Annotated in this window: 9 protein-coding genes and 1 pseudogene; all 10 read left to right on the top strand. The window is 68.8% G+C overall.

Features of this window, described 5'->3' with window-relative positions; genetic code table 11:
* Positions 1-693, top strand: a pseudogene (locus EEB19_RS08095) (hypothetical protein); the annotation flags it as partial.
* Positions 694-756: 63 nt separating this feature from the next.
* Positions 757-2,118, top strand: a complete 1,362-nt coding sequence (locus EEB19_RS08090) for a hypothetical protein (RefSeq protein ID WP_187584923.1) — start codon at positions 757-759, stop codon at positions 2,116-2,118.
* A 181-nt stretch (positions 2,119-2,299) separates the two neighbouring features.
* Positions 2,300-3,280 carry an alpha/beta hydrolase family protein gene (locus tag EEB19_RS08085; protein ID WP_187584971.1) on the top strand — a complete coding sequence of 327 codons (981 nt, stop codon included), beginning with the start codon at positions 2,300-2,302 and terminating at the stop codon, positions 3,278-3,280.
* A gap of 162 nt (positions 3,281-3,442) precedes the next feature.
* Entirely contained in the window at positions 3,443-4,909 is a 1,467-nt protein-coding gene (locus tag EEB19_RS08080) for a condensation domain-containing protein (protein WP_187584921.1), read from the top strand.
* Between the two features lie 5 nt (positions 4,910-4,914).
* Positions 4,915-6,333, top strand: coding sequence for a condensation domain-containing protein (locus EEB19_RS08075; RefSeq protein ID WP_187584919.1), 1,419 nt, complete (start codon positions 4,915-4,917; stop codon positions 6,331-6,333).
* Entirely contained in the window at positions 6,330-7,673 is a 1,344-nt protein-coding gene (locus EEB19_RS08070; protein ID WP_187584917.1) for a condensation protein, read from the top strand. The genes EEB19_RS08075 and EEB19_RS08070 overlap by 4 nt, the downstream gene beginning before the upstream one ends.
* A 108-nt stretch (positions 7,674-7,781) precedes the next feature.
* The gene (locus tag EEB19_RS08065) at positions 7,782-8,675 is read left to right on the top strand and encodes a sulfurtransferase (RefSeq protein ID WP_187584915.1); all 894 of its coding nucleotides are present in this window, start codon (positions 7,782-7,784) and stop codon (positions 8,673-8,675) included.
* A complete protein-coding gene (locus EEB19_RS08060) occupies positions 8,672-9,115 on the top strand; it encodes a SufE family protein (RefSeq protein WP_187584913.1) in 444 nt (147 codons plus the stop codon). Before EEB19_RS08065 ends, EEB19_RS08060 begins: the two co-directional genes overlap by 4 nt.
* Complete coding sequence (locus EEB19_RS08055) at positions 9,112-10,638, top strand: condensation domain-containing protein (RefSeq protein WP_187584911.1); 1,527 nt, start codon at positions 9,112-9,114, stop codon at positions 10,636-10,638. Before EEB19_RS08060 ends, EEB19_RS08055 begins: the two co-directional genes overlap by 4 nt.
* Positions 10,639-10,832: 194 nt before the next feature.
* The gene (locus EEB19_RS08050; protein WP_187584909.1) at positions 10,833-12,641 is read left to right on the top strand and encodes an acetyl/propionyl/methylcrotonyl-CoA carboxylase subunit alpha; all 1,809 of its coding nucleotides are present in this window, start codon (positions 10,833-10,835) and stop codon (positions 12,639-12,641) included.
* The last annotated feature ends 7 nt before the right edge of the window (positions 12,642-12,648 follow it).

Raw genomic sequence — 12,648 nt, 5'->3', positions numbered from 1 at the left:
GCCCCGTTCACCGCCCCCGCCCACGTCACCCGCGTCGACGGCGAGGCCTTTGCCGAGGTCGCCACGCGGGCCGGCGGCACCACCAACACCCTGTTCACCGCGATCGGCCTCGGTGTCCTCGAAGCGACCGGTCGCGTCGGCCCCGGCGATGTCGTCGGAGCGTCCCTGCCGATGTCGACCCGCGGGCCGGGTGATCGGCGCGCCAACGCCACCACGGGGGTCACGGCGCGGGTCACCGTCGACGACACCCGCTACCGCGACCTCCGGCCGCTGCGCTGGGCCAGCAAACACGCATTCGCGTCCCTGGGCGATTCCCCTTCCGCACGTGCCCAACTGGGAGTCCTGGGTCAGGCACTACCCGACCCGCTGATCCGCCGGCTGTCCACGACGATGACCGCGCCGCTGTGCCTCACGTCCAACCTCGGTCGGCTCAGCACGGGTTTCGCGTCCCTCGGCGGTTCGCGTCCCGTTCCGGTGGTCGTGCGCGCCGTCACCGTCGGCGCCGGCCTCGCCACCGTCCGACGGATGGCCGGTGGGCTGAGCGCATGGATCTCCGAGAGTGATGGAGGTCACACCCTGGCGTTCACGTCGCTGGACCCCGATCGGGTCGCCGACGCTGCCACGCTCTCCGCTCTTGTCCAGGGCGAACTCGGCCGCTGGGGCCTCGTCGGCCAACACTGGTGCCGTTTCTGAGCCTCGGGGCACACGCGCGCCATACCCTCGCCCCGCGACAGCGCGCCGTCTACCCTCACGAGCGTGACTTCACCCGTCGAGCGCACGACCCACGACGACGACCTCTTCATCCGGATGGACCGCGCCTTCGGGGTGCCGGTGCTCAGCCAGGCGATCTGGCGACTCACCGAACCGTTGGACGCCGAGGAACTCGACCGGATCGGCCGTCGCCTGCAGCAGACCCCGCTCAGTCGCGTCCTCCACCGCAGCCGTGTACCGCTGGCGCGGGACCACTGGACCGCGGCCGAGGGGGCAGCAGGACGGACCCACCTCGACCCGCCGCTCGCCGACGACGAGATCCTCGAGTGGATCGAGAGCGCTGCAGATGTGCGCTTCGACCTCGACGACGGACCCGTCTGGGAACTGCGCGCGGCAGAACTCCGGTCCGGCGGCGGCCTGGTGACCATGTGCTCCTCGCATGCCGTCGGCGATGGCTGGCTCGGCGGACTGTCGATCCTGCAGGCCACCGCGGACGCCGACGACACGTCCGCCTACCACCCGGCGGCACCGACCCTGACCGACGACCTCCGTGACGCCACACGCCAGGCGATCTCGATCGGCGGCAATCTTGCTGCGCTGGCACGTGATTCGTGGACCTCCCGGCGCAGGCCCGTCGAGCAGGCCGACGTCGCGCCGGTGACGTCGCAGTCGACCGCCGCCCCGCCGGCTCCCAGCGAGGCGGAGATGGCGCGTGAGACACCGATCCGGACACCGCTGGCGATCGTGTCCATCCCGGGCGAGGAATGGCGCGCGACGGTCACGGAGGCGGAGGGCACGACGACCGCCCTGTTCATCGCCATCGTCATCGGACTCATCGTCGATGCCGGCCGGGCCGACTGGACCGACCGTGTGCGGGTCTCGGTACCGATGTCACTGCGTGACGAGGCCGGCGACACGCGCGCGAACTCCACCACCGGACTCACCCTCGACGTCCCCGCGGAATGGAGTCGGGACCACGATCTGCGCTCGATCAGACGCCTCGCGAAGGAGGCATATCAGGGCGCCGGAACACGATCGAGTCGCCTGTTGCGGCTCCAGCCGCTGATGCAGGCACTGCCGGACCGCGCCGTGTCCGCCCTGAGCACCAATGCGGCGACGCCGCTGGCGCTGGCGTCGAGCGGCGGGGCCGTCGACCCTCTGTTCTCCGGACTCGGAAAGCCCTCCCGGGTGGGCACTTTCGCATCCAGGGCCACCACGCAGGGCGTCAGCCGCGAGCGCCTGGCCCGACTCCGCGGCGGTCTGGCGGCCTGGTTCCACGACACCGGGGAGACGACGACGCTGGCGGTCTCCGGATTGGATCCGAACGCCTTCCCAACATCCGTTGAACTTGGTACGCGCGTCCAAAAAGAATGTGCCCGTTGGGGATTGACCCCCCAGAACTGGTGACATTTCTCACTTGCCTGGCTACCATCAGGCCCTGTTACTAATTTGTTAGCCGAAGGGAACAACGCCTATGGTTTAGGCTACCCTAACCTATTTCACGCAAAGGACGTCGATGACGAGTTCGACCACCGGACCTGCCCATGGCGACGTCCTTCGACGATGGCGCATGTCGCCGGCCGTCACCATGGTCGTGGCGACCGCGCTGGTGTCGGGCGTCCTCGGTGTCATCGTCGCGCCGACCGCGACGGCAGCACCCTCGGGAACCCGGATCGAGCGCGTCGTCCAGGAGGGTCCGACGCAGTTCGCCGCGTACGTCCACTCCGCTTCCATGGACAAGACGATCAAGGTGCAGGTGCTCACCCCGCGCCGTCCGAGCGGCCCCCGTCCGACGATGTACATGCTCAGCGGCCTCGGCGAGGAGAGCCCCGACACCAGCATCTGGCTGCTCAAGTCCGATGCCTCGACCTTCTTCGCCGACAAGAACGTCAACGTGGCGCTCCCGATCGCCGGCAACGGCAGTTTCTACACCGACTGGCAGCGCGACGACCCGAAGCTCGGCCGCTACAAGTGGGAGACCTTCCTGACCAAGGAGCTCCCGTCCGTTCTCGAGCCGCGTTTCGACGGAAACGGCGTCCGCGGGATCGGCGGATTGTCGATGGGCGCCGGATCGGCGCTGACGCTCGCCGCGCGCAATCCCGGCTTCTATCGTGCGGTCGCCGCGTACAGCGGTTGCTATACGACGACCGGACCGGCCGGACAGGCCTATCCGCGCGGCATCGTGTCGGCGTTCGGCGGCAACGCGGACAACATGTGGGGTGGCATCGGCGATCCCGACTGGGCCGCGCACGACGTGTTGCGTCGATCCGCCGGACTCCGCGGGAGCGGCGTCTACGTCTCGACCGGAACAGGTCAGTCCGGTCGCTACGATGCCCCCGGATTCCCGGGCAACAGCAATCCGACCGACCGGCAGGTCGTCGGCGGTGCCATCGAGGTCGGTTCGCTCTGGTGCACGCAGAACCTGCAGGCCCAGCTCGCCGCGCAGGGCATCCCCGCGTCGTTCCACTACGTCAACCCGGGCACACACTCCTGGCCGTACTGGGTGGACCGGTTGCACAAGAGCTGGCCGTTCATCCAGGCGAGCCTCAACGGACGTGGTAACCGATAGTCGCACCGCAGATCTCAACAGCCGTGGTAATTGCTTGTCCGCCTTTGAATCTCGACGACGACTCGAACACAATGCACACGAACACCCGGTAGCGTCGCAAGCGCGCGACGACCTCAGGGCCGAGGGCACCGGGTGACCGACTTCAACGACGAAGGAGTTTTGATGGAGTACACGGAGCTCGCGGACTACCCCCTCCCCGGCGGGACCATGACGGCATGGATTCCACAGGCCGGCCCGGAGGCGTGGGCCGACGATCCGCGTCGACTCTCCTACATGCACAGCGAGCACGCGCTGCGCGCCCACGCGGAAGGTGACTCCTGGTACAGCCAGTGGATCGGCACCGCCTTCCTCATCGAACGTCCGCTTGACGAGGACGCCCTGAGCGCGACGTTGACGCGCTGGTACGCCCGTCACGAGGCGTTCCGCACCTCCGTGTCGGTCGACGATGCCCGAGATCTGCACCGCATCACGCTCCCCGCCGACGCGATCTCGGTCGAGCGGCGGCCGATGGGCGACCACCTCACCAGCACCGAGGTGTTCGAGCGGATGAACGAATACTTCAACACCACCGTCAGCCCGCTGACATGGCCGCACTGCATCGCGGTCACCGTCGAGCTCGCCGATCGCGACGACGCCTTCCTGCTGGTGTTCGCCGCCGACCACACGGTGATGGACGCCTACACGCAGGTGTTCGCGATCAAGGAACTGACCGCGATCTACGACTCGGTGGTGACCGGCGATCCCGACGGCCTGGTGGACTTCGGCAGCTACGTCGATTTCTCCCACGCCGAGCGCGCACTGGGTGACCAGATCCGTGAGACCGACGACGCCGTCGCGGGCTGGAGCCGCTTCTTCGCCGCCGCCGATCCCGAATCCCCGCAACCCGCGCCGATGCCGACGTTCCCGACGACGATCTCCGCACGCGAGCACGAGACACCCTCCATCGTCGCCGAGCGCACGCCCGACGCCGGTTTCCAGGCGACGCTCTCGTCCTGGCTGCTCGATGCGCAGCAGACCGCGGCGTTCAACGCCCTGTGCAAAGAGGCCGGCGCCAACATGCAGGCCGGTATCTACACCGCGCTGTCCATGACGGCTGCGGCCCTCTGCGGATCGGGTGACCTGCGCTTCCTCAACCCGATCCACACGCGCAGCGAACTGCGCTGGGGCGAGGCCGCCGGATGGTTCGTCGGGATCATCCCGGTACACCTGCGTCCGCAGGGAGCGACGACGTTCACCGAGGCGCTGGCGTCGATCGCGGCGAGTTCGGCCGAGTACAAGAAGGTCGGCGCCGCGCCCTTCGCCCCGATCGCCGATCTGATCGGTGGCGACACCACCCCACCCGGATTCGTGGTCTCCTACATCGACCTGCGCCACGCCGAGGGTGCGGCCGAATGGGACCAGCGACAGGCGCGCGTGCTGCGCAGCTCGACCCGCAACGCCGACGAGGTCTACTTCTGGATCAACCGGGTCCCCGCGGGCACCAACATCTCCTCCCGCTTCCCGACCGGCGCGCGGGCCGACGAGGTGCACCGCTTCATCTCCACGTTCCACCGCATCCTGACCACGGTCATCGCCGAGGGCGATCTCGCGTACACCCACGCCGCAGCACAGACGACGAACGCATCGTAGGACCGATGAGCCGAACCCCGCTGCTCCGGACGGCGCTCGTCGGCGGCACACCCGTCGCGTGGCGGGTGGCCGACCCCGCCGCTGCGCTCGCGGCGGCCGAACGCACCCCGGACGGCCTGAGCTTCCTGCAGATCGATCATGTGGTCGCGGCGAAGGCCAAGCGGGCACAGGGCGAACCACACACGGGGACCGCGAACAGCGTCACCGTCGTCGACGGGCCGCTCGACCGGGAGGCGATGGCCGCGGCGCTGACCCTGTTCTCCCGACGGCACGATGAGCTGCGGGCGGTCTACGACGTCGACGAGTCGGGACCGTTCCGCCGTGTCGCACCGGCCGAGAGCATCGAGTACGTGACCGATGCGGACGAGACCCCGGTCGAGGCCGACCACGCGATCGAGTACATCGTCGACCGGATCGCCTCCGAGGCCGTCTTTGACGCGATGCCCGGGCTGGCTTACGGGGCGATCGACGGCGGCGACCGATTCGCCTTCTACACCGGGTCCGATCACTCCCACACCGACGGATTCTCGCAGTTCGCCGGGCATCTCGAGATCGCGCGGCTCTACCGCGCCATCCGCGACGGGCAGGACCCGCAGACGGAGACCGCGGGCCGGTACACCGACTACATCGCCGAGGAGAAGGCGATCGCCGCGGCCACCGATCCCGCCGACCCGCGCGTCGCCGCGTGGCGGACGATCCTCGCCGTCCACGGCGGCCGGGTCCCCCGCTTCCCCTTCGACCTCGGACTCGCCGACGACGAGCTCGCACCGGCCGTGCCGGTCAAGCAGCGACTGCTGTCCGCGACCGAACTCGACGCGTGCGACGCACGCCGCGGTGATACATCGTTCGCCGGTGTGCTCTACGCGGCACTCGCCGCCGCGCAATACGAGTTGCTGGGCAGCGAGCACTACTTCACGGCGACGGTACTGTCCACCCGGACACCGGAACACGCGCTCACGCAGGGATGGTTGTGCAACTTCGTCCCGATCTCGTTCGACGTGACCGAGGGAATCCCGTTCGACGACCTCACCCGCGTCGCCGGCGAGGCGGTGGTCCGTGCGCGTGGCCTGGCCACCCTGCCGGTACATGTCGCGCTGGGCCTGCTCGCCGCCGACGGCAGCTACATCCCCGACCCCGGTTCGCCACAGATGGTGTCCTACATCGACTTCCGCCGCGTCCCGGGCTCCGACGATCCAGTTCTACAGAAGGTCACCGCATTCCAGGCGGTGGGTCGCACGCGCAATGCCAACATGTGGGTCACCCGGTACCACGACGAGCTCACCGTGACGTCGCACCTACCCGACAACCCCACGGCGCGTGAGGCTTTCGGGAAGTATCTGGAGACCGTCCGACACCTGCTCGCGGAGTTCGCGGCGGGTGCCGACACCCTCGTCAGCGCGCCGGCGGAGGTGGTCTCGTCGTGAAACTCTGTGGCGTCGACACCGTCGCCATCGAACCCGGTGAGATCATCCGCTGGGAACTCACCGCGACCGCCGGCGCCGTCCCGGTGGCGGTGCCGCCGTCGGAGAACGAGAAGTTCCACCTCGACGCCATGCGCCGCAGCGGAACCGCCGGCTGGCTGGCCCTCACGCTGGAGTTCGACGACGCGATCGACCTCGAGGACCTGACCCGACGCATCCGGTCGCTGCTCGACCGCCACGAAGTGCTGCGCTGTCACTTCGTGTCCACCGACGACGACCACCGCCGCCATCGTCTCGCACCCGGACACGTTGCGGTGCAGCAGGTTCGCGATCCGGATTCCGGGATGCACGACGCCGCGACACTCACCGCCGTCGTCCTCGACGAGATCGCCGCGACGTGCTCCCCCACCGCACCACTCCGTCACTACCTGGCCGCCGTCCGGCGCCCGTCGTCGACGACGGTGATCTGCGCGTTCGACCACTGCTACGTCGATGCGTTCTCGCTGGCGGTCATCGCCTCCGAACTCGCCGGCGGCGACGGAGACCCGTCGATCGCCACCCCGGTCAGCTTCCTCGACATCCGCGCCGCGGAAGAGTCGGCTCCCGACGTCGATCCCGACGATCCGCGCCTGCGCGCCTGGGGCGAGTTCCTCGCGGCCAACGAGTGGACCGTGCCGGAGTTCCCGCTCGACCTCGGACTGGGCCCGGGCGAGGCGACCGACGTGCACACCGAGATCCGCACGTTGATGTCGGCGCCGGAAGCCGGACGCTTCGATGACTTCGTCCGATCGCGGAGCGCGCGCACATACCCGGCGCTGCTCACCGCCGTCGCCGGTGCGGTGCGCGACGCCGGTGGTCCCGACGAGCTCGCCACGATCCTGCCCGTGCACACACGGTTCAACCCGTGCGACCGCAGCGCCGTCGGCTGGCTGGTGGGCAACGCCCCGATCATGATCGACGCCGGCGACGACGGCGGACCCACCCTGCGGACCAACACCGATCGGCTCGGCGACGCACTGCCACTGGCGCGGATCGGTCTCACGCCGGTGTACATGGCCTACGCCGATCTCCTGCGCGCCCACCGCAACGACGTGTTCATGGTGTCCTACGTCGACTACCGGAAACTGCCGGTGCCGGAGTCCGTTCCGACCCGCCAGATCTCGAGCTCGCGACACACCGATGCCGCGCAGTTCTGGTTCTGGCGCGATGCCGACGGCATCCATCTGCGAGCCCGGTATCCCCGCACCTCGACCGCGGACGCGACGATGGCCGACGTCTTTGCCGCACTGGCCGATCGACTCGCCCTCGACGGACTCGGGCGCCGACACCACCGCGCCGGCTGAGGTCGCGGCCCCCGACGGGTAGGCTCTTGTGCGGAGTACCGCCACGTCGGCAGGTCCGCACGACAGCCCGGTCGCGGACCCGACGACCAGTCACGAAGGGGACCGCAGTTGAGCGTTGAGACCGATCCGAATCCGGCGTTCGCCGACTACGCCCACCCGGAGCGACTGGTCACGACCCAGTGGCTCTCGGCGCATCTCGGTGCACCCGGCCTCAAGATCATCGAGTCCGACGAAGATGTCCTCCTCTTCGACATCGGCCACATCCCGACGGCCCAGAAGGTCGACTGGCATCTGCACCTGAACGATCCGGTCACCCGCGACTACATCAACGGTGAGCAGTTCGCCGAGCTGATGCGTAGCAAGGGCATCGAGCGCGACGACACGATCGTCGTCTACGGGGACAAGAGCAACTGGTGGGCGGCGTATGCGCTCTGGGTCTTCACCTTGTTCGGCCACGAGGACGTCCGGCTGCTCGACGGCGGTCGTGACGCCTGGATGTCCGAGGACCGTGAGACCTCGTTCGACGTCCCCGAGTACCCGCGTTCGGACTACCCCGTCGTCGAGCGCGATGACGCCGCGATCCGCGCGTTCGCCCCGGAGGTCCTGGCATCGCTGGGTACCGAGCCGCTCGTCGACGTCCGATCGCCGCAGGAGTACACCGGCGAACGCACGCACATGCCCGATTACCCCGAGGAGGGGGCGCTGCGCGGTGGCCACATCCCCACCGCCGTCTCCATCCCGTGGGCCAAGTCGGCGGCGCCCGACGGACGGTTCCGCAAGAAGGCCGAACTCGACGAGATCTACGCCGATCTCGATCCGTCGACGCCGACGATCGCCTACTGCCGCATCGGTGAGCGGTCGAGTCACACCTGGTTCGTGCTGACCCACCTGCTCGGATTCGACCACGTGCGCAACTACGACGGCTCGTGGACGGAGTGGGGCAACGCGGTTCGCGTGCCCATCGCCATCGGGCCCGAGCCCGGACCGGCACCCACCCCATGAGTCTGCCGGCCGCCCTCGCCGAGATCGTCGACGACTTCGGCGCACTCGGTGATTCCGACAAGGTCACCCTGCTGCTCGAGTTCTCCCGGGAACTGCCGGAGCTCCCGGAGCATCTCCGCGAGGACGCGATGGAGCCGGTACCGGAGTGCCAGTCGCCGGTGTTCCTGTCCGTCGACGCCGACGACACCTCCTCGGTCCGGCTGTATTTCAGTGCCCCGCAAGAGGCCCCGACGACACGTGGCTTCGCCTCGATCCTGCATCAGGGCCTCGACGGTGCCTCGGCCGAGGACATCCTCGCGGTCCCGGGCGACTTCTATCACGACCTCGGCCTCGACTCCGCCGTGAGTCCGCTGCGGCTGCGGGGCATGGCGGGCATGCTCGGCCGGATCAAGGGTCAGGTGCGCGCACAGACCGGTGGGGCGAGTTCACCGGGGGCATGAAGTTCATCCAGATCCGTGACGAGCCGATCGAACCCGGCGGTCTCGTCGAGTGGACGCCGTATGTGCCGGGCGGGCTGGGCGCGTGGGATCACGACTCCCGGCTGACGTCGCACAACCACGAACAGCATCTGCGGTCGGCATTCGAGTACCGGTTGCGGACGCGGCGCGAAGGCGGGCGCGAGTCGTGGCTGGGTGTGTCGATCGAGTTCGACGAGCCGCTGTCGATCCCCGCCATCCGAGCGACACTGATGCGCTGGATCGACCGGCACGAGGTACTGCGCAGTCATGTCGTCATCAAGGGCGACGGTCTGCAACGACTCAGCACCGATCCCGGGACGGTCAAACTGAAGATGGGCCGGATCGGCTGGTACACCCAGAGCGGTCCGCTGATCGAGCAGATCGCCGGCGCCTTCGACCGCGCCACGGCACCGTTGCACTGGCCGGCCTACATGTTCGCGACCGTGGGCCGGGAGGAATCGTTCACCCTGCTCTTCGCCGCCGACCACTCCCTCGTGGACGGGTACTCGCTGATCATGGCCCAGCACGAGCTCGTGACCCTCTACCGTGCAGCACGGGCCCATACCGAGGCCGACCTGCCCGAGGTCGGCAGCTACGTCGACTTCGGCGCACAGGAACGGCGCCTGGCCGACCAGACCGGCGCCGATCATCCGGCCGTGGGCACCTGGACGTCGTTTCTGCAGGCCGGTCGCGGCGGCATGCCCGCCCTCGGTGTCGACCGCCGCGGGGCCGAGGCCGACGGCGTGGACCTCGACGCCCCGGGGCCCGATCCGAGCGACGAGTCCGCGATCGCGCAGCAGTCGCTGTACGGTCTGATCCTCGACGACGACGCCGCCAACCGTTTCACCGCGGTGTGTTCGCAGGCGGGCGGAACCCTGACGGCCGGACTGCTGGCCGCGTTCGCGCTCGTGCACCATCAGCGCACCGGCGATGCCGAGTTCCGCTGCGTGCTGCCCCGGCACACCCGCGACGACGCCCGCTGGCTGACCGCGCTCGGCTGGTTCGTCGCCGTCGCCCCCTTCTGCATCGACGTCTCCGACTCGCCCACCTTCGATCAGGCGGTCGTCCGCGCGACGGCCGAGTTGAAGCGATCACGGCAGGGAGCCGCTCTCCCCTTCCTGCGGGTCGCCGAACTCATCGGTCACGGCGGCGAGCCCCTGTTCGTGATCTCGTTCATCGACACCCGCTATGCGCCGGGGGCCGCCGAGGCCGACGCCGGCCGGGCAAAGGTGCTCCGCAGTCACAGCTATGCACCGCACGAGGTCTACATCTGGATGAACCGGACACCGGGCGGACTCCGCGTGTCCAGCCGTTTCCCGCCGGAGGCCACCGTCGCCGAACTGGCCCCGGGAGGCGAGCCCGACGGAGTGAACAATCCCACTCTCGATGGCGCGACCGAACCGGCCGACGACACGCGGATCGGCCCGGTGCAGGCCTATCTGCGCGATTTGACGCAGTTCGTGCGAGCCGTCGGCGACACCCCCACATTCGGTACCCACGAGTAACTCGGAGGCCCTCACCGAACGATTGCTCGGTGGGCTAGGGTATTGCCCTGAACGCCTGATGCTTAGACTCGAGTGTCGTGCGTCACCCGGCTTGCCGAACCCCTCGGCGGGTTGGGTGGACAACCCAGACGAGTGATGTCCGCAACACACCAGCCAGTGCCGCTCGGCGAGCGGCACGACGCCCAGGAGAACAAGTGCCAAGTCCCTCTGCGAACAGTATTTCCAAGGTCCTCATCGCCAACCGCGGCGAGATCGCGGTGCGCGTCATCCGGGCCGCTCGTGACGCCGGCCTCACCAGTGTCGCCGTCTACGCCGAGCCTGACGCCGATGCCTTGTTCGTCAAGCTCGCCGACGAGGCGTTCGCGCTCGGCGGGCAGACCTCCGCAGAGTCCTACCTGGTGTTCGACAAGATCCTCGACGCCGCGAAGAAGTCCGGCGCCGACGCCGTCCACCCCGGCTACGGCTTCCTCTCCGAGAACGGCGACTTCGCCCAGGCCGTGATCGACGCCGGGTTGATCTGGATCGGTCCGTCGCCGCAGTCGATCCGCGACCTCGGCGACAAGGTCACCGCTCGTCACATCGCCCTGAAGGCCAACGCCCCGATGGCCCCGGGCACCAAGGATCCGGTGAAGGACGCCGACGAGGTCGTCGCGTTCGCGAAGGAACACGGTGTACCGGTCGCGATCAAGGCGGCATTCGGTGGCGGTGGCCGCGGCATGAAGGTGGCCTACACCATCGAGGAGATCCCTCACCTGTTCGAGTCGGCCACCCGTGAGGCCGTCGCCGCGTTCGGCCGCGGCGAGTGTTTCGTCGAGCGCTACCTGGACAAGGCCCGCCACGTCGAGGCCCAGGTCATCGCCGACCAGCACGGCAACGTCATCGTCGCAGGCACCCGCGACTGCTCGCTGCAGCGCCGCTTCCAGAAGCTGGTCGAGGAGGCACCTGCACCGTTCCTGACCGAGGAGCAGCGCACCAAGATCCACGAGTCCGCCAAGGCGATCTGTCGGGAGGCCGGCTACTACGGCGCCGGCACCGTCGAGTTCCTCGTCGGCAGCGACGGCCTGGTGTCGTTCCTCGAGGTCAACACCCGCCTGCAGGTCGAGCACCCCGTCACCGAGGAGACCGCCGGTATCGACCTGGTCCGACAGCAGTTCCGCATCGCCAACGGTGAGAAGCTGGAGATCTCGGAGGACCCGACGCCGCGTGGACACTCGTTCGAGTTCCGTATCAACGGCGAGGACGCCGGGCGCAACTTCCTGCCCGCACCCGGACCCGTCACCGTCTACCGTGAGCCCACCGGCCCCGGTGTGCGCGTCGACTCCGGTGTCGTCGAGGGCGACGTCATCGGCGGTCAGTTCGACTCGATGCTCGCCAAGCTGATCGTCACCGGCGAGAACCGCGAGCAGGCGCTCGAGCGCTCGGCGCGTGCACTCGCCGAGTTCCACGTCGAGGGCCTGGCCACCGTCATCCCGTTCCACCGACACATCGTCGCCAACCCCGCCTTCCACGGGCACACCGACGAGAACGGTGACGAGAAGTTCGACATCTACACCAAGTGGATCGAGACCGACTGGGACAACCCGATCGAGCCCTACACCGGTGGCGAGCCCATCGAGGAGGACGACTCGCTGCCGCGGCAGAACGTCGTCGTCGAGGTGGGCGGCCGTCGCGTCGAGGTGTCCCTGCCCGGCGACCTGTCGCTCGGCGGCGGTGGCGGCGGCTCCAACGGGGTCGTCCGCAAGAAGCCGAAAGCCCGCTCACGCAAGAAGGGCGGCAACGCCGCCGTGTCCGGGGATGCCGTCCAGGCGCCCATGCAGGGCACCGTCGTGAAGGTCGCCGTCGAGGAGGGTCAGGAGGTCTCCGCCGGCGAGCTCGTGGTCGTGCTCGAGGCGATGAAGATGGAGAACCCGGTCACCGCGCACAAGGACGGCGTCGTCACCGGACTCGCCGTCGAGGCGGGTGCCGCCGTCACGCAGGGCACCCTCCTGCTCGAGCTGAAGTAGGACCTGC

Origin of the sequence: Gordonia sp. OPL2 (genome assembly GCF_003797825.1) — a bacterium.
Classification (GTDB): Bacteria; Actinomycetota; Actinomycetes; order Mycobacteriales; family Mycobacteriaceae; genus Gordonia.
The sequence above is the reverse complement of the archived record's forward strand: the minus strand, read 5'-3'. Positions and strand labels throughout refer to the sequence as shown.

Bases quoted from the DNA above. Each gene is read 5' to 3' on its own strand.
- EEB19_RS08055 (WP_187584911.1), top strand. From the start codon at position 9,112: ATGAAGTTCATCCAGATCCGTGACGAGCCGATCGAACCCGGCGGTCTC.
- EEB19_RS08080 (WP_187584921.1), top strand. From the start codon at position 3,443: ATGGAGTACACGGAGCTCGCGGACTACCCCCTCCCCGGCGGGACCATG.
- EEB19_RS08075 (WP_187584919.1), top strand. From the start codon at position 4,915: ATGAGCCGAACCCCGCTGCTCCGGACGGCGCTCGTCGGCGGCACACCC.
- EEB19_RS08060 (WP_187584913.1), top strand. From the start codon at position 8,672: ATGAGTCTGCCGGCCGCCCTCGCCGAGATCGTCGACGACTTCGGCGCA.
- EEB19_RS08085 (WP_187584971.1), top strand. From the start codon at position 2,300: ATGGTCGTGGCGACCGCGCTGGTGTCGGGCGTCCTCGGTGTCATCGTC.